The sequence below is a fragment of the Stenotrophomonas sp. YJH_SMC_65 genome (assembly GCF_059369475.1).
Window position 1 is genome coordinate 188,708 of sequence record NZ_JCAFSR010000006.1, and the last position, 26,208, is coordinate 214,915.

18 protein-coding genes are annotated in these 26,208 nt (G+C 67.0%); 2 read left to right on the forward strand and 16 right to left on the reverse strand.

What is annotated here, in order from left to right:
- Window positions 1–24: 24 nt before the first annotated feature.
- From AC5P7A_RS13170 to AC5P7A_RS13220, 11 genes are all read right to left on the reverse strand, one after another.
- The gene (locus tag AC5P7A_RS13170; protein WP_142235233.1) at window positions 25–1,734 is read right to left on the reverse strand and encodes a BatD family protein; all 1,710 of its coding nucleotides are present in this window, start codon (window positions 1,732–1,734) and stop codon (window positions 25–27) included.
- A complete protein-coding gene (locus tag AC5P7A_RS13175; protein WP_495220198.1) occupies window positions 1,731–3,569 on the reverse strand; it encodes a VWA domain-containing protein in 1,839 nt (612 codons plus the stop codon). The genes AC5P7A_RS13170 and AC5P7A_RS13175 overlap by 4 nt, the downstream gene beginning before the upstream one ends.
- A complete protein-coding gene (locus AC5P7A_RS13180) occupies window positions 3,566–4,570 on the reverse strand; it encodes a vWA domain-containing protein (protein ID WP_014648252.1) in 1,005 nt (334 codons plus the stop codon). The genes AC5P7A_RS13175 and AC5P7A_RS13180 overlap by 4 nt, the downstream gene beginning before the upstream one ends.
- Window positions 4,567–5,016: a DUF4381 family protein gene (locus tag AC5P7A_RS13185; RefSeq protein WP_032962172.1), complete on the reverse strand. Its 450-nt coding sequence runs from the start codon at window positions 5,014–5,016 to the stop codon at window positions 4,567–4,569. The genes AC5P7A_RS13180 and AC5P7A_RS13185 overlap by 4 nt, the downstream gene beginning before the upstream one ends.
- Window positions 5,013–5,942 carry a DUF58 domain-containing protein gene (locus tag AC5P7A_RS13190; protein WP_134809232.1) on the reverse strand — a complete coding sequence of 310 codons (930 nt, stop codon included), beginning with the start codon at window positions 5,940–5,942 and terminating at the stop codon, window positions 5,013–5,015. Before AC5P7A_RS13190 ends, AC5P7A_RS13185 begins: the two co-directional genes overlap by 4 nt.
- Window positions 5,943–5,950: 8 nt before the next feature.
- A complete protein-coding gene (locus AC5P7A_RS13195; RefSeq protein ID WP_014648255.1) occupies window positions 5,951–6,976 on the reverse strand; it encodes an AAA family ATPase in 1,026 nt (341 codons plus the stop codon).
- Window positions 6,977–7,162: 186 nt separating this feature from the next.
- Window positions 7,163–9,133, reverse strand: coding sequence for a type IV pilus secretin PilQ (locus AC5P7A_RS13200; protein WP_142235229.1), 1,971 nt, complete (start codon window positions 9,131–9,133; stop codon window positions 7,163–7,165).
- 21 nt (window positions 9,134–9,154) lie between these two features.
- A complete protein-coding gene (locus tag AC5P7A_RS13205) occupies window positions 9,155–9,688 on the reverse strand; it encodes a pilus assembly protein PilP (RefSeq protein ID WP_005418914.1) in 534 nt (177 codons plus the stop codon).
- On the reverse strand, window positions 9,688–10,344 hold the full coding sequence (locus AC5P7A_RS13210; RefSeq protein WP_495220199.1) for a type IV pilus inner membrane component PilO: 657 nt from the start codon (window positions 10,342–10,344) through the stop codon (window positions 9,688–9,690). Before AC5P7A_RS13210 ends, AC5P7A_RS13205 begins: the two co-directional genes overlap by 1 nt.
- Window positions 10,341–11,213 (reverse strand): PilN domain-containing protein, encoded by an 873-nt coding sequence (locus AC5P7A_RS13215; RefSeq protein ID WP_495220200.1) that lies wholly within the window; start codon window positions 11,211–11,213, stop codon window positions 10,341–10,343. The genes AC5P7A_RS13210 and AC5P7A_RS13215 overlap by 4 nt, the downstream gene beginning before the upstream one ends.
- Entirely contained in the window at window positions 11,213–12,271 is a 1,059-nt protein-coding gene (locus tag AC5P7A_RS13220) for a pilus assembly protein PilM (RefSeq protein ID WP_014038321.1), read from the reverse strand. The genes AC5P7A_RS13215 and AC5P7A_RS13220 overlap by 1 nt, the downstream gene beginning before the upstream one ends.
- Window positions 12,272–12,490: 219 nt before the next feature.
- Between AC5P7A_RS13220 and AC5P7A_RS13225 the strand changes: the two genes are divergently transcribed.
- The gene (locus tag AC5P7A_RS13225) at window positions 12,491–14,911 is read left to right on the forward strand and encodes a penicillin-binding protein 1A (RefSeq protein ID WP_046432301.1); all 2,421 of its coding nucleotides are present in this window, start codon (window positions 12,491–12,493) and stop codon (window positions 14,909–14,911) included.
- Between the two features lie 212 nt (window positions 14,912–15,123).
- The gene (locus AC5P7A_RS13230; protein WP_262224770.1) at window positions 15,124–15,768 is read left to right on the forward strand and encodes a hypothetical protein; all 645 of its coding nucleotides are present in this window, start codon (window positions 15,124–15,126) and stop codon (window positions 15,766–15,768) included.
- 355 nt (window positions 15,769–16,123) lie between these two features.
- On the opposite strand, the gene AC5P7A_RS13235 is transcribed toward AC5P7A_RS13230, so the two are convergent.
- The 5 genes from AC5P7A_RS13235 to AC5P7A_RS13255 all read right to left on the reverse strand — a co-directional run bounded on the left by AC5P7A_RS13235 (window position 16,124) and on the right by AC5P7A_RS13255 (window position 26,182).
- Window positions 16,124–16,870, reverse strand: a complete 747-nt coding sequence (locus AC5P7A_RS13235; RefSeq protein WP_014648263.1) for a membrane protein — start codon at window positions 16,868–16,870, stop codon at window positions 16,124–16,126.
- 69 nt (window positions 16,871–16,939) lie between these two features.
- Window positions 16,940–21,538 carry an ESPR-type extended signal peptide-containing protein gene (locus tag AC5P7A_RS13240; protein ID WP_495220201.1) on the reverse strand — a complete coding sequence of 1,533 codons (4,599 nt, stop codon included), beginning with the start codon at window positions 21,536–21,538 and terminating at the stop codon, window positions 16,940–16,942.
- 62 nt (window positions 21,539–21,600) lie between these two features.
- Window positions 21,601–22,308, reverse strand: coding sequence for an alpha-fimbriae chaperone protein (locus tag AC5P7A_RS13245; RefSeq protein WP_014648264.1), 708 nt, complete (start codon window positions 22,306–22,308; stop codon window positions 21,601–21,603).
- 17 nt (window positions 22,309–22,325) lie between these two features.
- Window positions 22,326–23,459, reverse strand: coding sequence for a CblD like pilus biogenesis initiator family protein (locus tag AC5P7A_RS13250; protein ID WP_032962169.1), 1,134 nt, complete (start codon window positions 23,457–23,459; stop codon window positions 22,326–22,328).
- Window positions 23,456–26,182: a TcfC E-set like domain-containing protein gene (locus AC5P7A_RS13255; RefSeq protein WP_495220202.1), complete on the reverse strand. Its 2,727-nt coding sequence runs from the start codon at window positions 26,180–26,182 to the stop codon at window positions 23,456–23,458. Before AC5P7A_RS13255 ends, AC5P7A_RS13250 begins: the two co-directional genes overlap by 4 nt.
- Window positions 26,183–26,208 lie beyond the last annotated feature (26 nt).

Below are 26,208 nucleotides of genomic sequence, written 5' to 3' on the forward strand. Positions count from 1 at the left end.
ACAAAGCGCGCAAGCGGCGCCGGTTCAGGTTCGCCGCGGCGGATACAGCGGCGCCAGGTCAGTGTCGGCGGTGCCCGCAGCCGCCGACCAGTGCGGTCCGTCACGGAAGACCTCGCGCAGGCGCGTGCGCAGCGGCGCCAGATCCCCCTGCCCGCCCCACCGCGCCTGCTGCAGGTCCTGTAGCACTTGACGCTGGGCTGCATCCCCAAGCCGCGCGATGACCTGCTCGATGCGTTCCACACCAGCCATCGCACACAGCTGTGCTTCCACCTGGTCGAAGCCCTCGCCATCCAGCGCGCGGCGCAGTTCTGCCAGGCCGGCACGCCCGCCCGCCGCAGTCGGCACAGAGGGCTTGCCCGCTACAGGCGCCACTGCGCGCGGGCGCCGACCTCGCTGCCAGCCCCACAGGAGAGTCAGCAGCCACAGCAACGCCAGGCCGATGGCCGCCGCCATCCACGGCCACGGACGCTCGGACAGGCCGCTGGCACGCGGATCGGTCGCGGCGATGCGGCTGTCCTGGCCATCGGCGCCCGGCAGCGCGGCATCGGTGTCGATCGGCGGCAATGGCGCCGGTGAGGCAGTGCCGGTGCCGGCCGCGACGGCCAGCGTCAGGTCCGGCAGCTTCGCCTCCTGCGCCTTGCCGTTACGCACATCCCACCAGGGCAGGCGCGGCCCCGGCACCACCAGCGAACCCGGCTGGCGCGGCACGATCGAATAGCGGCGGGTGATCTTCAGGCGCGGCGTGCTGCCGTTGAAGGTCTCTTCGTACTGTGCCGGTTCGGCGAACACCTGCGCATTGGTGCCGACATCCGGCACCGGCAGGTCGGTGAACTGCGCGCGCGTCGCGCCTTCGGCAACCGCTTCGACCACCACGTTGGCGGCCTCACCGGTGCGGGCACTGGTCGGCGCACTGGTGTAGCGCAGCTGCAGGCTCTGCAGTGGCAGCCACGGCTGCGGGGCCTGCGCCGGCTGTGCCTGCACCTGCAGCGTGCGGTCTGCGCCGGTGGCATTCATGCGGCCATCGCCACCGCCGAAGAAGTCGTCGAAGAAGCCACCCGCACTGCGCCCACTGAAACGGGCACCGGCCAGGCGCAACGCGCCGCTGCGCTCGGGGATCAGCAGGAAACGCCGTTCGACCACGTTGTAGCGGCGCCCGTTGACCTGGCGTACATCGGTGCGGTCGTCGCCCACACGCTGCAACGACGCGCCCGCCGGGGTATCCAGCACCAGCTCGCCGGAGGCCAGCTGCGAGGCGAAGTACAGCCGCACCACCACGCCCACGCTCTGCTGCACATACGGCGTATCGTCATCGACAACGGTTTCGATGAAGGCCATCGCATTGCTGTCGGGCCCCGCCACGGCGGCCGCATCGACCTGCAGCGTCAGCGGTGCGGTGCGCACACTGCCCACCTGCAGGCCCGGTACCACCAGCGCACCACTACGTCGTGGTGTCAGCGCCACGCCATACAGGTTGCGCTGCTGCATGCTGCCATTGCTCCATTCCACCTGGCGGCTGCTGGTCTGCCCGCTCAGGTCGAAGTCGGTGCGCAATGGCGTGAAGTCAGGGGCGCCCTGGTCGCTCTCGACATTGAGCGTGACCGTGTCGCCCATCGCGATGCGGTCGCGGTCCAGCCACGCGCGCGGCTGCGCCCAGGCCAGCAGCGGCAGCCACAACAGCAGCGCCGCCAGTACCTGTCGAGGCCAGTGCCCGTGCATGTTGATCGACCGCGTCATCGCCCTTCCCTCTTCCTGCGTTCGTTTTCCAGCTGGAACTTGGCCCGCAGCAATGCGCCCGGATCATCCGGCACACGCCGCATCCATGCCTCCACCGCCTGTTGCTCCTCGCGCTGGCGCGGCGTGCGGCCCTCACCACCCGGCACTGGCTTGCCCCCCTTGCCGGCCTCACCCTCGCGTGCCTGCTGCATCGCCTGCTGCATGCGCTGGCGCTGCTGTTCATCGGCCTGCGCCTGCGCCTTGGCATCTTCCACCTGCGGTGGTGCCTGCTGGCCATCGCGGCCACGTTCGCCAGGCTGAGGCTCCGACTGCGCGTTGTTGTCACCCGCCTTGGGCTGGCCCTGCTGGCCCGACGGCGGCTGGCCCTGGCCGGGTTGCTGCTGGCCCTGCTTCGGCTGTCCCTGTGGGTTCTGTTGGCCCTGCGGGCCCTGCGGTTGTTTCTGCTGCCCGTTCTGCGGTGGCTTCTGTTGATCCTGGCCTTGGCCGCCCCCGGATGGCCTGCGCTTGCGTGCGGCATCGACCACGGCGCGGTTGGCCACTGCATCGGCCATGCCCGGATGCAGCGCCAGTGCGCGGTCGTAGGCGGCGATCGCTTCGTCGTAGTTGCCTTCGCGTGCAAGCGTGTTAGCCAGGTTGTACCAACCGGCGTCGCTGTCGATGCCTTCGAACTGTCTGCGTGCAGTGGCGAAGTCGCCCTTGCGGTAGGCCTGAACCCCCTCGGCCAGGCGTTGATGCTGCAGCTGGTCGCTGCGCTTCCACAGCGTGCCCTGCGCCGGCTGCGAGACAGGCGTCGCAGGGGCCTGCGCCTGCGCGTCATTCATCCACGGCAGCAGACCCACCGCGAGCACCGCGGCCAGCACCGCGCGACGGCGGAAGGCCAGCAATGCCAGCAGCATCACCGGCGGCAGCAACCAGAAGCCTTCGTCACGCCACTGCTTGCCTTCGCCCGGCCGCTGCGCCGCCGTGCCGTCGCGCGCGTCGAGTACACCGAGCGCACGCAGATCGCTGTCATCGGCAGAGATGCGCGCATAGCGGCCGCCACCGGCAGTGGCGACTGCACGCAGGCTGCCCTCATCCAGCGCGGCCTGGCGGATCTGCCCATTGCTATCGCGGTACGCCGCACCGGCAGGCGTGCCCAGGCCCAGCACCGACACCTGCAGGCCCAGGCTGCGTGCCTGCGCCGCCGCCAGTGCAGCTTCGCTGTCCGCCTGATCGCTGACCAGCAGGATCTGCCCCTGCAACGCGCCGATCTGCCGCATCAAGCGTGTCGCCCAGTCGATGCCGCGGTCGGCACGCTGGCCATCACGCGGCATCACGTCCGGCGACAGCGCATCCAGATACAACGCAACATTGCTGCCGTCGTCGGTCAGCGGCGCCACGGTGTAGGCATCATCGGCATACACCACCAGCCCCACCTGCCCGCCCTGGCGCGCGCGCAGCAGCTCGCCCACTTTCGCCCGCGCCTGCAGCAGGCGCGACGGCGGAAGATCGGTTGCCGTGATCCGGCTGGACAGGTCCAGCACCACCAGCAGCGGTGCGCTGGCCTGGAACATCGGTTGTGCCTGCTGGCGCCAGCTCGGCCCGGCCATGGCCAGCGATGCCAGTGTCCAGCCCAGCAGCAGCGCCCATGGCAGGCGCACTCGCCGCTTCGCGCCCGCGGCCAGCAGATGTGGCAACAGGTGTGCGTCCACCGCCTGCCGCCACGCATCACTGCGTCGCTGCCGGTACACCGCGAGCGCGAGGATCAGGGGCAACGCCAGCAGCGCCCACAACCACTCCGGTCGCAGGAAGTGCAATGCGCTCCAATCGGGGAGATTCGAAGCAAACGCGATCATCGGCGACGCTCCGGCCACAGCCAGGCCAGCACGCCCAGCAGCAACGCCAGCCCCAACGGCCAGGCATAGCGTTCTTCGCGCGGACGCAGGCTCGGCCCCTTCGCGGCGACCGGCTCCAGGCGATCGAGCTCGGCGTAGATCCCGGCCAGCTGCGCGGTGTCACGCGCGCGGAAGAACTGGCCACCGGTCATGCTGGCGATCTTCTTCAGGGTGGCCTCATCGACCGGATCCTGGTCGGTGGAAATCGGGATACCAAACAGGCGCATGCTGCCATCGCCGCCGAATGCAACCGTGTGGATGCGCACGCCTTCGGCGCGCGCGACTTCCGCGGCGCGCAGCGGCTCCAGCACACCGGCGTTGCTGACACCATCGGTCAACAGGATCAGCACGCGCTGTCCCTCCGGCTGGCTGCGCAGGCGCTTCACTGCCAGGCCGATGGCATCACCGATGGCGGTCTCGCGCCCGGCCAGGCCGACCACGCTGTCGCGCAGCTGATCGCGCACGCTGGCCAGGTCTGCGGTAAGCGGCGTAAGCGTGTAGGCGCGATCACCGAAAATCAGCAGGCCGACGCGGTCGCCGGCACGACGATCCAGGAAGTCGGCCAGCACGGCCTTGGCCGCGGTGAGGCGATCAACCGCCTGGGCTCCCAGCACCATGTCACCCTCGCCCATGCTGCCGGACACGTCCATCGCCAGCATCATCTGCCGGCCCTGCTGCGGCGGCGTGATGGCTTCGCCCAGCTGCTGCGGCCGTGCCAGCGCGATGCACAGCGCGCACCAGCCCAGCCATAGCAGCAGCGTGCGCAGCCACGACACGTCGACGCGGCCCCCACCGGACAGCGCTTCGAGCTCGGCGGCGGCGTACGGCACACGCAGCGCGGCGCCCGGTTCTGCACGGCGCTTCCACCAGCGCATCAGCAACGGCAACGGCAGCGCGAGCAATGCCAGTGGCCATGCCAGCTGCAGGTCCGGCCATGGCCAATAGGTCGTCCAGAGGTTCATCGGCGGCGCTCCAGCAGCATCGCCAGATAGCGCTCGCGGGCCCAGCTGCGCACGGCCGCCACGTCGTTGCTGTCGACGCGTGGGCGATACGCGCCTTCGGCCAGCAGGCTGCGACGCGCATCGGGCAACGTGCCCTGCGGGTCTACACGCTGCCACCAGGCATCATCGCGCAGCGATTCACTGCCCGGCTTTGCACGGCGTGCGGCACGGCGCAGCAATCCGGCAATGGCCGCCAGTTCGGCCGCAGCGTCGGTGGTGGCTGCCAGTTCGCTATCGAACAGCTGCAACCAACGCTGGCGGCGACGGCGACGCCGCCACATCAGCACGGCGATCACCAACAGCACCAGCACAACCGCCGCGCCGACCATCAGGTAACCGGGGGCAGGCGGCCACCATGAAGGTGCCGGTGGCAACTGCACATCGCGCAGCGGCAGCGCGGCGCTCACGCCGGCACCTCGGTCGGTGATGGCGCCAGCCACGCGTCGCTGGGCGCATCGGTGGACAGCACCTGCACATCGACACGGCGTGCGCCGAGCTGGCGCCGCAGTTCCTGCAGCGGTTCGACGAAGTGTGCCTGCCAATGCGCCTGCACTTCACTGCGGCGCAGGTCGAGGCCGATGCGCTGCTGTGCGGTCTGGAACTGCAGCGCCGCCGAGGGGGGATGCAGTTCCAGTGGATCAACCAGCAGCACCAGGCTGAGATCGTGATGCTGGGCCAGCGCGCTCCAGCGCGCGGGCGAAATGCGGATGGCCTGCTGCGGATCGGCCAGCACCAGCATGCGTGCCCCCGGGCGCAGCACGCGACCGGCATGATCCAGTGCACGCGCCAGGCCCAGATCGTCGACCGGCGGCTGTGCATACCAGCGGGTCAGCGCGTCGAGCACGCGCAGCACGCCGCGTGGCCCGCCCGCAGGGGCAATCGGCGCTTCGCGGTCACTGCCGCGCAGCGCACCCACGCGGTCGCCGCGGCGCTGCGCCGACCACGCGGCAACCGCACCGGCACGGGCGGCCTGTACCGATTTGAAGCGCACGCGCGTGCCGAAGTACAGCGCCGGCGACGTATCGGCCACGATCAGGCTGACCCGCTCGCGCTCGGCCTGGAACAATTTGGTATGGGCGCGGCCGGTGCGCGCAGTCACGCGCCAATCGATGTGGCGCGCGTCGTCGCCAGCTACATATTCGCGCGACTCGGCGTATTCCATGCCGCGGCCGCGCAGTTGGGACGGTGCCTGGCCCGCGTTGCCGGTGCGGCCCCGGCGCGGCGGCGGAGGACGCTGTGCCAGCCGCCGTAGCGCGACCAGTTCGGCCAGCTGCGGGCGCAGCCCGTCACCTTCGAGCGCGGACGGTGCCTGTTCCAGGGATGGATCGGTCATGCGCAGGCTCAGGGTGCCGGCACCCGGGCCAGCAGCTCCTGCACCAGGCGCTCGCCGTCCCAGCCCTCGGCGGTGGCTTCATAGCTGGGCAGCACGCGATGGCGCAGCACGTCGGCGGCGACTGCACGCACGTCGTCGGGCGTGACGAAGTCACGGCCGGCCAGCCACGCCCGCGCACGGGCACAGCGCTCCAGTGCGATGGAACCGCGCGGGCTTGCCCCCCAGGCGATGCGGCGGCCGAGGCCGGCGTCGTAGCGCGCGGGATCGCGCGAGGCCAGCACCAGTTCGATCAGGTAGCGCTCCAGTGCCGGTGCCATGTGCAGGTCCAGCACTTCGCGGCGGGCGTCGAACACGTCCTGCATCGGCATCTTGTCCGGCGCCGGCGCAGCCTCGCCCAATGCACCACGGGCACGCTCACGGGCCAGCCGCAGGATTTCCGATTCGGCGGCCTGGTCCGGGTAACCGATGCGCACATGCATCAGGAAACGGTCCAGCTGCGCTTCCGGCAGCGGGAAGGTGCCCTCCTGCTCGATCGGGTTCTGCGTGGCCATCACCAGGAACAGCGGCGGCAGCGCATAGGTATGGCGGCCAACCGTGACCTGGCGCTCGCCCATGGCCTCCAGCAGCGCCGACTGCACCTTGGCCGGTGCCCGGTTGATCTCGTCGGCCAGCAGGATCGGGTGGAAGATCGGGCCGGGCACGAACTCGAAGCGGCCCTCCTGCGGGCGCCAGATCTCGGTGCCGGTGAGGTCGGCCGGCAGCAGGTCGGGGGTGAACTGCACGCGGGCAAAGTCTGCTTCCAGGCGCGAGGCCAGTGCACGGATCGCCGTGGTCTTGGCCAGGCCCGGCGCGCCCTCCACCAGCAGATGGCCGTCGGCCAACAATGCAATCAGCAGGCGTTCGACCAGTGCCGCCTGGCCGACGATCTCGGCCGACAGCGCGTCGCGCAGCTGGGTGAACGCCGCATGCAGGCGGGAGGTGGCCGGCGCGGGCGGCGGCGAGACGGTTTCGGGCATCGGCGGTGGCAGGTTCATGGGGGCCTTTGACCGGCGCAGGACGGCACGGGTTCCCGACATCATCGCAGGGTGCCCTGCGATTGGCATCAAGAACCGCTGAACAGCCGTCCACGCTGGGCATGGATCTGCTTCGTGCATGCCGCCAGCCCAAACGAAGAAGGGCCGCACGGGGCGGCCCTTCTTCGAAGACTCCGGTGCGACGGCTCAGTTCTGCTTGGCCACGCGCAGCACCTTCGGGGTGACGAACACGAGCAGCTCGGCCTTGTCCTTGTTGCGGCCGCGCTTCTTGAACAGGTTGCCCAGGAACGGCACGTCGCCCAGGAACGGCACCTTGCTGATGCTGTTGCGATCGGTGAACTCGTAGACGCCACCGATCACCACGGTCTGCCCATCCTCGACCAGCACCGCGGTGTTGACTTCGCGACGGTTGATCGACGGCACGGTGCCGTAGCCCTCCAGCTGGATCAGCTGGTCGACTTCGTCCTTCTTCACCTGCATGTTGAGGAACACGCGGTTGTCGTTGGTGATGGTCGGGGTGACCTTCAGCTCCAGCACCACTTCCTTGAACTGGACGTTCGGGGTCGCCACGCCGCCAGCGGTACCACCGCTGATGGTGACGTAGCCGATTTCCTTGCCCTGCTTGATCATCGCTTCGCGCTGGTTGGTGGTGACCACGCGCGGGTTGGAGATCACCTCGCCTCGCGACTCCTCCTGCATGGCCGACAGCTCCACGTCCAGCAGGTAACCCGCATTGAGGATGGACAGTGCCAGCGAACCCGGGTTGCTGGCGGCGGCCACCGGCAGGTTCCAGTTCAGGCCACGGGTGATCGCCGAGCCGGACTTCACCGGCGGCGGGCCGACCCGGCCACCGGCTACCCAGTCACGCTCGGCCTTGGCATTGGCCAGGTCGGTCGCAACCTGCGACTCACGGGTCTTCGCATTGGCATCCAGGCTACCGCTGAAGTACACGTTGTCGCGGCTGCCGCTGACACCGAACTTCGCGCCCAGCTCGCGGGCGAAGGTGTCGGTAGCGATGACGATGCGGCTTTCGATCAGCACCTGGTCGACCGGGCGGTCGATCACGTTGATCAGCTCGCGCATGCGCGCGATCTTCTTCGGGATGTCGCTGATCATCAGCGTGTTGGTGCGCTCGTCGGCCACGATGCGGCCGCGCGAGGACAGGAAGCCACTGTCTTCCTGCGAGGAGCTGCCCGAACCACCACCACTGCCACCACCACCGCTGCCGCCGATGCCCTTGGCCTCGGTCAGCGCTTTGAAGATCTGCGTGGCGCTGTGGTAGTTGATCTGGATGTAGTCGGTCTGCAGGTCTTCGCGGTTCTCGATGGCGATGCGCGCGTCTTCCTTTTCCTGTTCGAACTTGGCCAGTTCGGCCTGCGGCGCCACCCAGATCACGCTGCCGTCGCGACGCTTGTCCAGGCCCTTGGCGCGCAGGACGATGTCCAGCGCCTGGTCCCACGGCACATTGACCAGGCGCAGGGTCACGTTGCCCTGCACCGAGTCGGACGCCACCACGTTCAGGTTGGACTCCTCGGCGATCAACTGCAGCACGGTGCGCACCGGCACGTCCTGGAAGTTGAAGGTCACCGGCTTGCCGGTGAAGCCGCGCTGGCCGACGGCCTTGGCCGCCTGGGTGACGCTGCCGGCGGTGACCGCACCCACGGCGGCCTGGGCCTGGCGCGGGCTGATCTCGACCACGTATTCGTTGCCGCTCTGGTAGGCCAGCGACTCCACCGCGCCACCGGTGCTCAGCACCAGTTGGGTGCCGGCGCCCGACGGCTTGGCGTCGATGCGCTGTACCGGCGTGGCGAAGTCGGTGACGTTCATCGGCTTCTGCAGGTTGGCCGGCAGCCGGGCATTGCCGACGTCGACCACGACGCTGTTGCCCTGCGTGCGCAGGTCAGGGATCGCGCCCTGCCCGTCGAACTGCACGATCAGGCGCCCGGCGCCGTCATCGCCACGCTTGAAATCGATCTTGGCCACCGACAGGCCCGCCGGCGCGGCGGCCGGTGCCACGGTGGCGCCCACCGGCTTTTCCGCCGGTGCGGCAGCCAGCGCCGGAGCGCAGGCCAGCATCAGCGCGACTCCCAGCGCGCTGACACGGTTCAAGGTAGAGCGCCGGATGGGACGCAGCCCCTTGGCTTGGTGAAAGGTCATCGTGCTATCCCCAGTAAACGATCATTGATCTTCAAGCGAGAGCGTTGCCGGCCGTTCCAGCCAGCCACCCGCGCCATCCGGCACCAGTTCGATCAGCTCCACGCGGTCTTCGAAGACCGCCGTGACCCGCCCGTCGCTCTGCCCCAGGTAACCGCCCGGGCGAACCCGGTAGGTGACCTTGTCCGGCCCCATCACCAGCGCCACGGTACCTGCGCCGGTACCGATGGTGCCGACCATGTCCAGCGCATCCAGCGGGAAGCCTTCCAGCGGCTCCTTGCGCCGGTTCGGGTCCGGTCGCAATCCGCCGTTCCCCTGCTGCGGATTGGTCCAGGCATCGGTGAACGGATCGCGCATGCCCTGCGCGGAGTATTCAAAGGTCTCGAACTGCTGCATCACCGGCAGCGGCTCCAGCGGTTGCGCCGGTCGCGCGCGCTCGCCTTCCACCCACTTCTCAAGGTTCGGTGCGTCGCCGGGCGTGCTGGTCACGCCACGGCCGCAACCAGCCAGCAGCAGCACAGCCAGCACCATCGCACCACGTACGGTCTGCGCGCGCATCACTTCTTGCCCTCCTTGCCAGCGTCGGACGCCTGCTGCGCCTGCACCTCGGTCTCGTCCAGGTAGCGGTAGGTCTTGACCGTACCGGACAGTTCCAGTGCACCGCTGCGGACGTTGCCGCCGGTCTTTTCCTTGGGCTTGAGGTTGATGTCATGCATGGTCAGGATCACCACCCGCGGCAGCGAGGCCACGCCACTGACGAACGCGCCGAACTGGTGGTAACTGCCCACCATGCGCAGCTTGATCGGCTTCTCGGCGTAGAACTCCTTGATCTGCTCCTGCTCCGGCTCGAACAGCTCGTTGGTCAGGCCGCTGGACAGCGCGGTCTGCGAGATGTCGATGATCAGGTCGGGCATTTCGGTCTTGCTCGGCAGCTGCCGCAGCATCTGCTGCAGCACCTGCTCCATCTGCGCCAGCTGCTGCTTCAGCGGCCCCAGGTTCACCGCGCGTTCCTGCTGCTTGGTGAACTCGTTGCGCAGCTCGACTTCCTTCGATTCCAGGCCGGCCAGTTCTTCGCGCTTGCCGCTGATCAGCAGCATCCACGCCACGAACATGATGACCAGCGCCAGCAACGAGCAGAAGACGATCTTGGCCTTCTGCGGCCAGTTGCCGATGTCGTTGAAATCCAGGTTCTTGATGTCGATCTTCTGGCTCATGCCCGGTCCCCCTGCAGCAGCGCATTGAAGGCCTGCGGCGGCTGCGCCAGGCGGCTGCCCTCAGGCTTCGGGGCAGGTGCCGGGGCCGGAGCGGCCGGTTGGTTCGGCTTGGCCGGAGCGGCCGACGGTGCAGCAGCCGGTGCGGCGGGAGCCGCTGCCGGCTGGCCCGCTGCCGGGGCCGCAGGCGTCGCGGCATCCGGACCTGCGGCCAACGGTGCCACCGATGCCGGGGCAGCCGTCGCCACCGAGCCATCGGCGTTCAGGCCCGGCGTCGCCGACACCTCTTCGCTCTGCGCCGGCAGTTTCACCTTGACCACGAACACGTAGGGCAGCGCCTTGATGTCGGCCAGCGGGCCGGCCTTGCCGTCCTTGTCCTTCTCCGGGTCACGCGCTTCGATGATCGACAGCTCCGGGTTGGTCATCCAGCCGGAGGTCTCCAGGTTGCGCATGTAGGCCGAAACGCGGGCGTTGGACTGGGTGCGGCCTTCCAGCGTCAGTACATCCCCTTCCTGCTTCAGCGCGGTCAGCACCACGCCGTCGGGAATGGTGCGCACCAGCGCGTCGAACAGGTGGACCATCTGCGAGCGCTTGGCCTGCAGCTCCTCGATCACCTTCTTGCGCGCCAGCAGGCGTTCCTTCTGCGCGTCGAGGCGGTCGATCTCCTTGTTCTGTTCCTTGACCTTCTCGATCTCGGCTTCCAGATAGGCATTGCGGTCCATCTGGCCGCTCACCTGACGGTCGTAGTAGAACCAGATCATCAGCGACAGCAGCAGGCCACCGACGGCGGCCATGCCCAGCATTGCGTAGAACTCGCGTTGGCGTTGCTTGCGCCGCTCGGCGCGCCAGGGCAATAGATTGATGCGTGCCATCAGTCAAAGCTCCTCAGCGCCAGACCGGTCGCGATCATCAGCGCGGGGGCATCCTGGGCCAACGCATGCGCGTTCACCTTCGGCCCCAGGGTCATCTGCGCCAGCGGGTTGGCGACCACGGTCGGCACGCCCAGCTGTTCCTCGACCATCTCCGGCAGGCCACCGAGCACGGCGCAGCCGCCGGCCAGCACGATGTGATCGACGCGGTTGAATTCGCTGCCTGCGTAGAAGAACTGCAGCAGGCGGCTGATCTGCTGGACCGTGGCTTCCTTGAACGGCTCCAGCACTTCCATCTCGTAGCTTTCCGGCAGGCCGCCCTGGCGCTTGGCCAGCCCGGCTTCCTCGTAGCTCAGCCCGTAGCGGCGCATGATCTCGTCGGTCAGCTGCTTGCCACCGAACACCTGCTCGCGGCTGTAGAGGCTGCGGCCGCCGCGCAGGACATTGAGGGTGGTCATGGTGGCGCCGATATCGACCAGCGCGACCACGCCGTCGATGGATACCGGCAGCTCGCTGGCGACCAGGGCGTAGGCGTTCTCGACCGCGAAGGCCTCCACGTCCATCACCTTGGCCTGCAGGCCACCGAGTTCCAGCGCGGACTGGCGCAGCTCGACATTCTCCGAACGCGACGCGGCCAGCAGCACCTGGACCATCTCCGGGTTGTTCGGGATCGACCCGATCACCTCGAAGTCCAGGTTCACTTCCTCGATCGGATACGGAATGTAGTTGACCGCTTCCAGCTCGATCTGGGCTTCCATGTCGTTTTCGTCGAGATCGGCCGGCATCGGGATCACCTTGGTGATCACTGCCGACCCCGCGACGGCGGCAGCGGCCAATTTGGCCTTGCTGCCTGAACGGTTCATCGCCCGACGGATGGCCTCACCCACGGCCTCCACTTCAACGATGTTTTTCTCCACCACCGCATTGGGCGGCAGAGGTTCCACAGCGTAATGTTCCACGCGGAAACGATTGCCGCTGCGGGACAGCTGCAAAAGCTTTACCGCAGTCGAACTGATGTCGACGCCTACGAGCGGCGACTGACTTTTTGGGATGAGCCCCACGGTTTCTCCCCTGCCGACGGGCACTTGGACGCAAGACCTGCGCCCAAGCATTAATAACGTATTCTTAGCAAATGGCAACGGCCCTGCTGTGAATTCCTTCACGGATTCACCATGCAGCCCCTGACTGTTCCCCTTGCGCTCCCCGGTGCCGACCCCAGCCGGCACCTTGCGTAATCTATACTCTGCGACCACGAAATTCGCAATCGGAATCTGAACCCGATGACTCGACTCCGCCGCTGGCTGCGCTGGATCTTCCTGATTGTCCTGGTCCTGGCGCTGATCGGCGCGGCCGCCGTGGGCGGTCTGTACTACGCCGTTTCCTCCAAGCTTCCCGACGTGCAGACCCTGCGCGACGTGGAAATGCAGGAGCCGATGTACGTCTATGCTGCCGATGGCAAGCTGATGGCGGTGTTCGGCGAGACCCGGCGGACCCCGATCACCATGAAGGACGTGCCGGAGAAGCTGAAGCAGGCCTTCCTGGCGACCGAGGACGCCCGCTTCTACGAGCACGGCGGCGTGGACTACATGGGCATCGGCCGGGCGGTCTGGCTGCTGGCCACCACCAGCGACAAGCGCGTGCCGGGTGGCTCCACCATCACCCAGCAGGTGGCCCGCCAGTTCTTCCTCAGCTCCGAGTACAGCTACACCCGCAAGCTGGCCGAGATCCTGCTGGCGCGCAAGATCGAGTCCGAGCTGAGCAAGGACGAGATCTTCGAGCTGTACCTGAACAAGAGTTTCTTCGGCAACCGCGCCTACGGCGTGGCCGCTGCCGCCGAGTTCTATTACGGCAAGAAACTGAACGAGCTGGACCTGGATGAGATGGCCTCGCTGGCCGGCATCCCCAAGTTCCCCTCGTCGGGCAACCCGATCTCCAACCCGGAGCGTGCCCGCCAGCGCCGCGACAACTACGTGCTGCAGCGCATGGCCGACCTGAAATTCGTCAGCCAGGCCGAGGCCGACGCGGCCAAGGCCGTGCCGATGCACGCCACCGCGCATGAGCCGCCGGTGCAGGTCGATGCTCCGTACGTGGCCGAGCTGGTACGCCAGGAGATGATCGCCCGCTTCGGCGGCGACGTGGTCAACAAGGGCTATCACGTCACCACCACCATCGACTCCACCCTGCAGACCGCCGCGAACCAGTCGGTGCGCGACGGCCTGCTGCTGTACGACCACCGCCACGGCTGGCACGGCGTGGAGAAACAGGTGCAGGTGGGTGCCGGCGAAGACGCCGCCGCCCTGGCCGAGCACCTACGCGGCATGTACGGCCAGGCCGGCCTGCTGCCGGCGATCGTCGCCAGCACCGGCGCCGACGGCAGCGCCACCGTGGTGCTGGCCAACCGCAGCGAGATCGTGCTGCCGGCCGGCGCCGCCAAGTGGACCAACAAGACCCCGGGCAAGCTGGTGCAGCGCGGCGACATCGTGCGCGTGCGCGCCGGGGCCAAGGAGGGCGAGTGGCTGCTGGACCAGATCCCCCGCGGCCAGTCCGCGCTGGTCTCGCTGGATGCCCACAGCGGCGCGCTGAAGGCGCTGGTGGGTGGCTTCAGCTTCTCCGGCAACAAGTTCAACCGCGCCACCCAGGCCCGCCGCCAGCCGGGTTCGAGCTTCAAGCCGTTCGTCTACGCAGCTGCCTTCGACAAGGGCTACAACCCGGCCTCGATCGTGCTCGACGCCCCGGTCGTGTTCCGCGATCGCCGCGGCAAGACCTGGGCCCCGCAGAACGACGGCGGCGGCTTCCGCGGCCCGATGCGTCTGCGCGAAGCGCTGGTGCAGTCACGCAACCTGGTGTCGGTGCGCCTGCTCGATGGCATGGGCGTGGACTACGCACGCAAGTACATCAGCGAGTTTGGCTTTGCCGAATCGGAGCTGCCGCCGAACCTGTCGATGTCGCTGGGCACCGCCTCGCTGACCCCGCTGTCGGTGGCGCGCGGCTACGCCGTGTTCGCCAACGGCGGCTCGCGCGTGGACACCTGGCTGATCGACCAGGTCAATGACCGCGACGGCAACCTGGTGTTCAAGGAAAACCCGGCGCTGGCCTGCCGCGACTGCGCCGGCAGCAGTGACCAGCCGGTCAACCAGGTGGTGGACGGCTTCAACTTCGGCGCTCCGGCCCCGAAGGTGGACCCGGCCGCCGCCAAGGCCGAAGCCAAGGTCGAAACCCCGGCGGCACCGGCCAACCCGGATGCCCGCACTGCCCCGCGCGCGATCGACGCCCGCACCGCCTACCAGCTGGTATCGATGATGCGCGACGTGGTCCAGCGCGGTACCGGCGTTCAGGCCAAGGTGCTCGGCCGCGAGGACGTGGGCGGCAAGACCGGCTCCACCAACGACCACCGCGACGCCTGGTTCTCCGGCTTCGGTGGCCCGTACGTGACCACCGTGTGGGTGGGCCGCGACGACTTCCGTTCGCTGGGTTACCGCGAATACGGTGGCAAGGCCGCCCTGCCGATCTGGATCGACTACATGCGCACCGCGCTGAAGGACACCCCGATCGCGCAGAACGACCCGCCCAGCGGCATGGTCCAGGCCACCCTCAACGGCGCGACCGAGTGGGTGAAGGTGGAAGACATGGACCGCCTGACCGACTACGACCTGAACCTCAATACGCCGCAGGCCGACGCCGCCGCGTTCGATATCTTCTGAGGAAGGTTCTGGTGGGTGCCAACGGTGAGTTGGCACCCATGCGGCTGTAGAGCCGAGCCCATGCTCGGCTCCGGGCGCCTGCGGTAGAGCAGCCGAGCATGGGCTCGGCTCTACAGGATCAACGGCACCCACTTGCTCGCCTCCATGAAATACCCACGCGGATGTCACATCCGTGCGCTAGTCTGTAGCCAAGTCGCAACAGGAGTCATCGCATGCATCGCGCCCGTCAGCATGCTGCCAGCCAGACCCGCGAGCGGCGCCATCGCCTCGCCCACGAAGCCGCCCGCCTGATGGCCGAAGGCGGCATCCGCGACTACCACCAGGCCAAATTGAAGGCTGCCAGCCGGCTCGGCATCCACGACGATGCCTCCCTGCCCCGCAACACCGAGATCGAAGACGCCCTGCGCGAGTACCAGCGGCTGTTCTCCGGCCCCCAGCACGGCAACGAACTGCAGCGCCGCCGCGAAGCCGCGATGCGCGCGCTGGAGTTCCTGCACGGCTTCGCACCGCGCCTGGCCGGCCCGGTGCTGGAGGGCACCGCCGACGCCAACAGCCCCGTACAGCTGCACCTGCACAGCGACGACCCGGAAGCCGTGCACCGCTTCCTCGACGAGCACGGCATTCCCGCCGAGTCGCGGACGCGCCGACTGCGGATGGACCGCGAACGGAGCCTGGACGTGCCGGTGTGGGTGTTCAGCGCCGAAGAGCTGACCTTCGACCTGGCCGTGCTGCCGTATGACGCCCTGCGCCAGGCGCCCTTGTCGCCGGTGGATGAGAAGCCGATGCGACGCGCGTCTGTCGCACAGTTGCGGCAGCTGCTGGCCCAGGCGGAGATCACCGCGTATATCGGCGGGTGACGGTAGCTCCGGCCTTGGGTGGTTCCGGCCTTGGGGTGCGGACCGTTGGTCCGCACTGTGCATCAGGCATGCGGACACCTGCCCCAAGAGCAGCCGAGCATGGCTCGGCTCTACAGAAGGCGCGCTGCCTGCTTCCTTCTTCTGGTAGGTGCGGACCGTTGGTCCGCACTGTGCATCAGGCATCCGGACACCTGGCCCAAGAGCAGCCGAGCATGGCTCGGCTCTACAGAAGGCGCGCTGCCTGCTTACTTCTTCTGGTGGGTGCGGACCGTTGGTCCGCACGATGCATCAGGCATCCGGACACCTGGCCCAAGAGCAGCCGAGCATGGCTCGGCCCTACAGAAGGCGCGCTGACCTACCAGACATCATGGTGCTGCTCCTCCGGCTCATCGCCAAGCAGGCGCATCAGCCACGGTGCTCCCACCCGCTGCGGGTACGCCATCATCATCCGCGCGTGCATGTTCTGCAGATCGCCCAGCAACCAAGTCTGGTTGTAGACATCGCCGAACGGGTCCGACCACGCCGTCTGTATCCGCGCGCGCTCACCGCCGTTGAGGTTGGGCATCCTGTCCAACGGCACCTCCAGCACCGGCTCCAGCCCCCGGTTGATGGCCGCGTTCTCCGCCTCCGCCGCACGCATGAGCTCCAGCCGGTGGCTCACCTGCCAGCATGGGAAGGGGAAGCAGCTGCCCGTGGCTTCGATGTACGCCGCCATGTCGGCCAGCATGTGGGCTTTCAGCTGCCACACCCTCTCACTGTCCAGCAGTTGTCGCACCCGCAGGGTGCGCAGCGTTCCCGCGCGGACGTCTTCCGGCGTGGTGAACGGCTCGCCCGGTGTCGGGCCGCCATGGCGCACCAGCACGATGCGGTGGATCGCTTCCTGGGTGATGTTCTCCACGCGCAGCGCGGCAGCCTCCGGATGCACGCGCGGTGGCGGCACGCTCGCCACCCGCCAGTGGTACCAGAGCACCAGCACCATGCCCACCAGGCACAACAAGGTGAACTGCACCCAGCGATCCAGATTGCGGGTGTAGTAGTAGAAACGCGCCCGCCACAGATAGAACGTGCGGTAGCTGATGAATCGGCTTACCCATCGATACATTGCCATCTCCTCGGCAAGGACCCCGGCGCGGCGGGGTTCATTACGCGCACCACGCCGGGGCTGCACGGCTTACCAGCCGATGCCCACGCCGACGCCCATGCTGCGCTCACCGCTGTTGGTGAACGCACCATTGAGGCTGAAGGTGGCCGAACCCTTCTCGTTCAGCACGCGCTGGTAGCCCACCGCCATCGCCGACTCACCCTCGCTGTAACCCACGCCCGCACCCAGGCGGTTGTAGGTAGCCAGGCCGGCGGTATTCATCGCCATCGCACTCTGTGCGCTGCTCATCGCCGCCATGCGGTTGAAGCGCTTGTCCATCTTGTCCAGGCGGCGTTCGAAGGTGCTGATCGCACCATCGGTGTACTCGTTGGCGCGGGCCAGCATCTTCTCCAGCTCGGCGGTGTCGACCTGCGGCTTGGGCGTGTCGTCCTGCTTCGGCTTCGGCTGCGGGGCCGGCTTGTCACCTTCACCGGTTGAGGCGATCTGCGGCGAGCCTCCGGTCTCCGGCGTCGGCGCGATCTCTTCGGTGGATGGCGAAGGCGTGGACGCCGCCGACATGGCGCGGGCCTGCGGCTGATCGTCGATGCGCTGCTCCAGCCCATCCATGCGGCCGTTGATCTGCTGCTGCATCGAATGCAGCTGGCCGCCATTGACCGCATCGCGGCTGCCGGCCGCGATCAGGCCGTTGGCCACGTTGGAGATGACCATGCCGTTGGCACCGGCCAGGGTGAGCTGGTGGGTGCCGTCTGCACGCACCGAGGGAGTTTCCTGGAACACGGAGCGGAGCTGGGATTCGACCTGGTTCACCCGCGAGGTGGTGCTGACGACTGCGCCGTCGAGCGCTTCCAATGCACCATTGAGCGTGGATTGGGACTGGCCCTGCACGTTGAAGCTGGGGCCGACGATGTTGCCATTGGTATCGACTTCTCCGCCGAGGGCGGACAGTGCGCCACGCAGCTGGCCGACGGTGGCGGCGTTGTGGTTGGCGGTGCCGTTGGCGATGTTTACGAGGCGGCGCTTGATGCCAACACCGCCAAATGACGCCACGCCCTCTTCATCTGCTTGGGAGCCATTTCCAAGTGCTAGCGATCCGTGAGCCCCGCTTCCAACTCTTGCGCCTGCACCAATCGCGACACCTTCATTCGCACCGCCCGCGCCTCCACCGACCTGCGCACCGACTCCCATTGCGAATCCATTGGCAGAATCCACAGAGACAGTCGCCGCTCTACCAATTGCGGTCGAGTTCTTGCCCATGGCCCCCGCAAACGTGCCTACCGCAGTTCCTCCCTCCAGCCCCGTCTTTGCTGAATTCCCCACCGCAACGCCTGCAGCACCCGCTTCTGCGCGTTCACTGAAAGGGGCTGACCCGATACTCACAAACTGTGCGACATCCTCAAGTTCCGAAACGCGGCTGTTGGTCTCATAGAGCTGACTGCCGCGCACAACATCCGAGCTGTCAGCCGACAGCTTCGCCTCCGCCACACCAGTCAAACGCGCACCGCCGTAGTCGATGACGCTCGCATCCAATCCACGCATGGCCTGCTCACCTATCTCCCGCTCCTTGCGCATCGCCTCCAGATCATTCCGATTTTGCGAGATCTTCTGCTCTGCGGCGTACAACTGACTGCCGGTTACGGCATCACGGCTTCCCGGCGCCACTCGGCCGTCAGCCAGGTTGGTCAGCACCATGCCATCCACGCCGTTCAGCGCGATCTGGTTCATGCCGTCGGCGCGGGTCGAAGGTGAGTCCTGGAAGATCGAGCTGAGCTGGCCTTCCACCTTGTCCGCGCGACGGTCTGCGGTGATGACAGCGCCATCGAGCGCCATCAGCGCGCCCTCAACGGTGCTCTGAGTTCCACCCTGCACCTTGTAGGTCGGGGCGATAATGTTGCCGCTGGCGTCCATACCCGCACTGCCGCCGAGGGTGGCGAGCGAATCCTTGAGCTGAGAAACGGTGGTGGCGTTGTGGTCGGCGGTGCCTCGGGCGATGTTTACAAGGCGGCGCTGCATACCACTGTTTCCGAACGATGCAACTCCGGCTTCATTTGCCTGAGCGCTGCTTCCGAGTGCCAGCGAGCCATGGGCTCCACTCCCGATCTTTGCGCCCGCACCAATAGCAACACCGCCATCTGCTCCACCGCCCGCTGCCCCCACCTCAGCACCGGCCCCCATTGCAAAGCCACTCTCGGATTGCTCAAAAACGGTTGCCCCTCTACCAATCGCAGTCGAACTCCTGCCCATTGCCCTGGCTCGAGTACCAACCGCAGTTCCACTTTCAGAACCTGTCTTGGCTGAGTTACCGATAGCGACCCCTCCTGCCCCCGCTGCAGCAGGCTCACTGATGGGCGCCACGCCAATACTCAGGAACTGACTAACCCCTTCCAGAACTGAGATCCGTGAATTGCTTGAATACAACTGCTTCCCAGAGACTGCTTCGGCGCTGCTGGCGCTCAATATCGCGTCCGCTACACCACTGATCTTCCGATCGACATTGGCACTGTTGCGCACGTCCAACGTCGTGCCGCGGTTCTGCTCACCCAGGCGGACAATCCCCGTGGCCGAAACCTGCCCGACCAGCCCACCCAATACGGTAGCTTCAGCCAAGGCCTTGGTGGCATCAACCTGTGCGGCATTGGCCGTTGCCTGCGCGCCGTTCGCAGCATTCTGTGCAGTCGTTACCCGGCCGTTGGTTTCATTCAACTGCTTGCCCGTAATGGCCTCGGTACTGCTGCTGCTGACAGCGCCATCCGCAAGGTTGACGATCTTGCGCTTGATACTGGAACTGCCGACCGAGACCTGATTGATGCCGGTGGTCTGGGAGCCGTTGCCCAGAGCGACACTTCCCGTGTGCGATGCCAGGGCGCGGTCGCCCAACGCAACGGCACTTTCGGCACCCGCCTTTGCAAGATTGCCAAGCGCCGTCGAATACAAGGCCGATGCGGCGGCCTCCCGGCCAATGGCGACGGCCTGATTGCCGCTCGCATCTGCCTTGTAGCCCAGCGCGGCGGCATGGGTCGCCGCGGCCGTCGCATCATTGCCTACGGCCACGGCGCGATCACCCACTGCCGAAGCACGCAGGCCTGCCGCCACCGCGCCATTGCCACCGCGCGTTGCAGCACCGAGAGCAACTGCACCGGTGGCAGCGCTCTTGTCGCCGTTGGCGTCGACACCGGCCCGAGCATCTGCACCAACTGCGATGCTGTTGGTGTTGTAGGCCTTCGCCGAGCGCCCCATTGCTACGCTGGCGGTGCTTCCGCTTCCCTCCGCCTCTGCCGCCAGCCCGATGGCCGGGGCGGATGCGCTCAGGCGCGCGGCTGCCGCGTCTGCGACGCGCTGTGCATCTGCCAGCTTGGTGTTGGTGGCATTCAACTGCTTGCCTGAAACAGCATCCGTACTGGTCGTGCTTAGCGTGGCATCCGCCACGCCCGTGATCCTGCGACTGGCGCTCGCGCTGTTGCGGACGTCCAGTACAGTGCCGCTGTTACTTGCACCTAGGCGAACGTTCCCCGAGGCAGACGTCTGGCTCAGAAGACCGGAAAGCACATTGGCTTTTGCCAGCGCGCTGTCGGCATTGGTCTTGGCGGAGTCGGCGACGGACCGTGCGGCCGTTACATTGGTGTTGGTGGCATTCAGCTGCTTGCCTGAAACAGCATCCGTACTGGTCGTGCTTAGCGTGGCATCCGCCACGCCCGTGATCTTACGGCTGGCGTTTGCGCTGTTGCGCACATCCAGTACGGTGCCGCTGTTACTTGCACCTACACGAACATTCCCCGAGGCAGACGTCTGGCTCAGAAGGCCGGAAAGCACATTGGCTTTCGACAAGGCATTGTCCGCATTGGACTTCGCCGTATCGGCAACAGTCCTGGCCGTCCTGGCGGTCGAGTAAGCCGAATCCGCAGTGCTTCGCGCCGAGGCTACATTCTGATTGGTTTCATACAGCTGACCACCGGTGACCGCGTCCGCGCTACCGTAGGAAATGTTACCTGATGCGACATTCACGATCCTACGTTTAATGCTGCTACTTCCCACCGAGACTGTGTTGCTTCCGTTGGCTACCGAATTGGCACCAATGGCCACCGCATTCGATGCGGTGGCCGAGGCGCCGCTTCCAATGGCGACAGCATTCTCAGCGCGAGCCGTTGAGCTGTTTCCCAAAGCGGTTGCGCCAATGTAATCGGCAAAGGCCTTGGCCCCAATGGCGACATTGTGGCCTCCATTGCTGCCGGTACGCGACGTGTAACCGATCGCCACGCTGTCAACGTCGGAGGAAGTAGAGTGGTATCCAAAAGCGACACTGTTCCGCTTCTCGATCCGTGCGCCTTGACCGAAGGCGAATGAGTAGCTTCCGTAGATCCTGGACCCCGCACCGATCGCCATCGAGTTCGTCACATCCAAACTCATGTCGGCATAGCCTGTCGACATGCGCGGATCCCACACACCCATGAATGGAATGCAGTGCCGGATGTTCCCGTTGTCACCCGAACAACCGACATCGAGGCCCGCATTCGCGCTGCCGGCCGCACCGGCCAGTGCGATGAAGACAATCAGTGCGGTCCCGCGACGATGAATCAAGGTGCTTCGTGGCTTTCCACGCGCTGCTACCAGCTCGCCCACGACCACCCAACACTGCTTTGCATTGCTCCAGATACGACGATAGATATGATTCATGCTCTCTTCCTTAACAGGACATCGAAAATGAGGCCCCGCGAACAGCGCGGGGCCAGGAACGATCAGGCGCTTGGCGCCAGGGTGGTTACGTGCTCGCGGTAGCCGTCCTTGGACAGGCGGTAATGCAGCTGCACGGTGTTGCCCGGCTGAGGCTGGAACGGCAGCTTCAGCTCCGCATCCGGGTACAGGCTTTTGGCAAAGTCGTGGGTCGTGCAGGCACCACTGCCGGTGCACTCGGCCAGCCCTGTGATGCCCACCCGCAAGGTCCCCACGTTGCGCAGGGTGTCGCCCTGCAGTTGCAGATCCACGCTGCCATTGGCGGGCAGCACGTTCACCAGCGCACCCCAGACCAGGCTGACGCCGACGTTGGCCTGTGCCGCCTGCTCGTCACCCTCGAGCAGGGTCCCGTCCGGTCCCCTGACACCCTCGAAGTAGACGCGGTAGGCCACTTCCTTCTCCACGCTGCGTAGCGGAATCACCCGGATCAGGCGATTGCCTCCGCCACTGAGTGCGAACTTCCCAGGGGTGATGGCGACCGCGGCATCGGCCGCCTCCATGTCCACCTCTTCCTCGCCAGCCTGGGCGGGATTCGAGATGCGCAACAGGCGTGCCTGCACGTACTGCGGCTGGGTGGAGTGCGAGTAGACGCGGATCTGCGTACCGCGCTTGCCATCGACGGCCGCGCGCATCGGATGGATCGAGAGGTTGGCATGTACCGGCGGCGCCAGCAGCGCGCTCAACGGCAGCAGACAGAACAGCAGCTTCTTCATGATGAGGCTCCGTGGGATCAGGGTTTGGCGGTCGGCACGCGCAGCTCTACCGTCAGCTCGCCGTCGTAAAGACCGGGCCGCTTGCTGGCGATGGGGGTAGGCGGCGTTTCCAGCACCAGCGGCGTGGGCACGCAGTACACGGGTTGATTGATGCCCGGCAGCATCACCAGGCGCAGCTGCGCGCTGTCGATGCCGCGCAGCAGCTGTTCCTCGCCGTGTTTCATGGCCAGCAGGTTTCCGCCGTATTTCAGGCCGACCTGGTAGTCGAGGCGTTGGGTGTCGTCACTGCCGCCATCTCCGTGCCAGACCGCGTAGTCCCGCCCAGGCGGGGGCCGTGGCCCGCTGTCGCGCACGGTGACGCCGAGGAACTCGCTCTGCGAGCCCACGCCGTCGTACAGGCACATGTCCACTTCCTTGTAGCCGCCGACCATCTTGCGGATGGGGTCGTAGCGCAGGTCCATGTTGACCAGCGGTGCGATGCCGTCGAAGCCCGGGAAGTAAATCGAGATCGCGTCGTAGTCGGTGACGGTGAAATCGAAGTTGAAAGTGGCTGTGGCGACGGGTGCTGCGGCGGGGTCGGCCTTGATTTTTAGGCGCATTGTGGCTCTCCAGTGACCAGCGACGAGACGCGTCAGCTCGGATGATGGAAATACGAGCTGGGAACCTGTACCGATTGGCTGATCGCTACCACAGGTGTAATAGAACGCTTCATGGAGCGCCCGCTGATTTCTGTCCCAATAATCTGGGTTACAACTCCAATCACTCAGGACTCTCTGAAGGCTCCCGAGCACCCGAAGCTCCGTGCGCAGGCCTGTCCGGCTCTCCACAAGCCGCAGGACAATTTCGGACGGTCCGCTAACTATCGATGAATCTCCTTCCGTCGCGCATCGCCCAAACTCACTATCAGAAGCAGACCCACAAACTACGTGGATCTGCCCATACTTGAACGCCAGGTCGTGACTGAACCCCAGCACGGTCCGCGGCGCCCACAGCTCCACATCACCCGGCACCGCCGAGCGATCCCAGCTCATCACGATGTCCCGGCTCTGGTCCGTCGGATGCGTCTCCGGCGGCCACTGCGCCCACGCCCGTGGCATCACCAGCACCAGCGCACACACCAGCATCAACACACACATCCAACGCCGGCTCATGGCGTACCTCCTGCAGCAGCGGTCTGGGGCGTGGCGGCAATCAACGCGCGTTCCTGCAGCAGGCGGGTCACGCGGGCCTGCTGGCGGATCTCGGGCGGCAGCTGGGCCACGGCCAGCGGCTCGCAGTGCACGGCGCCGACCAGCAGCACCACCTGGCGGCGCTCGCGCACCTGCAACGGGCAGTGCAGCAGGCGGTCGTCCTGCAGCAGGTACAGCGTTGTTTCGCGGCGCGGGAAATCGGCAACGAAGCTGCCGTTGGCGCTGGTGCCGGGCACCGGCGCGTTGAGGATGCGGGCGCCGCCCAGCGGCGACCCCGCAAGGTCCTTGGCGTTGCCAATGAAGGTGTAGGTCACTTCGATCGGCACCGGCATGCGCATCAGCTTGCCGGGCGTGAGGAACATCGGCCGTGCACCGCCCACGCCGGTCACGCGGATCGCGGCGATGCTGTCCAGCGTGCTGGCATCCTGCACTTCGGCGCGCTGCGACTGATAGGCCTGCAGCGGCAGCAGCCGGCGCTCGCCGATCTGCAGACGCTGTCGGCGCAGCCCACCCACCTGCAATTCCGCGGCCACGCCATGCAGGTCGGCATCGTCGAAACCGTCCACCTGCACGGCCAGGCCGGCCTCGGCGCCGTTGGCACCGCTCCAGTAGAAACCACGACGGCCCAGTGCGAAGCCGGAGCTGTGGCTGCCGCTGTAGCCGGTCTCGCCACGCCCGCGCTGCTGATAGTGCGCGATGCTGGCGGCGGTGTTGCCGATGCCGTTCTGCAGCTGGCCGCTCAGCGAGGCGCTGTAACGGTCAGTGTTGTTGCCGCGCAGTTCGGCGTTGAACTCCCGATAGTGCGTGTCCCGGTCCTGGCGCAGGCTCTGGCCCACGCTGTAGTCGATGGCCGGGCGCTGATGCTGCGGCTGGCGCACGTCCACCGCGTAGCGGCGCTGGCCGCTGCTGTCATGGTTGCGCTGCAGGCGGGTCAGGCTCAGGTTGAAGTAGATGCCACGGTCACGCTCGTTGCTGCCGCGCACGCTGTCGGTGCTGCGCTGCTGCCATAGCCCCACGCGCGTGGACACGCTGAAGTCCTGCCAGCGGTGGCTGCGGCTGAAGCTGGCCTGCCAGGTCCGGCTGAGCACGGGCTCGCGGCGCGGCTCCAGCGGACCGGGCGGCAGCAAGGGATCCAGCCCGAACAACGGGTCCTGCTCGGATTCAGGCCGATGCCAGCCGGTGCGCCAGGTCTGGCGCCGGGTGTAGCCCACGTAGACGTTGCCGCCGGCCAGCGGCAGCGATACCGAGCCGCTGAGTGAGTTGGTGCAGCCCAGCTGGTCGCGTGCATCGGCCTCGAACTGGCAGGCCTTGCCGCGCATGCGCTGCTGGTAAAGATTCCACGACGCCTTGCGCCGGTATGACAGCTGGTGCTGCTGACCATTGCTGCCATCGCTTCCACGCATGCCGCTGAGCGAGGCGCGCATTTCCTGGGTGGCCAGCACGCGGCGCAGGTCCAGGCGCAGCTCGCCGTAGCTGTGGCCGCCGAGGTTGGCAGCGCCGGCAGTCATGGCGGCATCGCGGCCCAACGGCACACGTACGCCCGCCACCGCAACCGACTCACCGTCGAAACGATCGCTGCGTCGCTCGTTGCGGCGGCCGCCCTGCACGAACCACTGCCACTGGCTGTTGGTCCAGTCGCCGCCCTTGTCGAACGGCGCCTCCTCGGTGCGCACCAGCACACCGTCCTCGTAGATGCGCATGCGCACCAGGTAGTTGCCGAACGGGAAATTGCGGGTGTCGATCTGGTTGATGCCGGCCTGCAGGTAGAAGGTCTGCAGCAGCCGCTCGCCATCGAACACATCGACGCGAGCGTCGCGCGCCAGCAGCACCGTCAGCGGCGTGGCCTGCACGGCGGCATCGGTGTCCACATAGGCCTGGGTGGTACCCACGCGCGCGCCCTGGAAACGGTCCAGCGGCAGCATGCTGAAACTGAAGGTGCCACCCTGCGGGCTGGACAGGTTGCGGCGATCCATGCGCCCGAGCTGCAGGTAATGCGCCTGGCCCAGGTCATGGCGGTAATAGACGTTGTCGAACTGGAAGTCGTCGTCACTTCGGCTGCGGTAGCGTTGCTGGGTGTAGTACCACTCGGCGGACAGATGACCGCGGTCGAACAGGCCCAGCGTGCCCACGCCGCGCGCGGACAGTGCCTGGTAATCGCGACCACCGCTCACATTGAGCGTCTGCTGGTGCAGGAAGGCGTTCTCGGCATTGGCCGTGACCGTGTGGTAACGCTCCGCTGCCGGCTCGCCGGGAATCCACTGCCGCGCCACGAACAGGCGCACGGCGCCCTCGCCTTCGTCGTACAGCGCGCGCGCCGCGGTGGGCTCTTCGGGCGGGTCCAGATAGCCGCACCCCGCCGTGGCGCCACCAAAGCGGCAGGCCAGGTGACTGTTGCGCGGCAACGGTTGCGACAGCGCCGGTAGCAACGCGGCCTGTGCTTCGGCAGGCAGGGCCAGCGCCTGCAGCACGCGCGCAGGATCTTCCAGCTGCACGTGCTCCAGGGTCACGCGCACCGGCGACAGCCCGGCCGAGCGGCCGAACAGCTGGATGTCGAGTTGTTCGGTCTGGCCATCGACCAGATCCTCGAAACCGGCGGGCACGCCGCGGGCCGCCACCAAGGGAGCAACCATTGCCAGGGCGAGCGCGACCGCCAGCCGAGTGACGGCGGGGGCGTGTCGAATCATGGGGGTACCGCTGTAGAAGCGGCCGG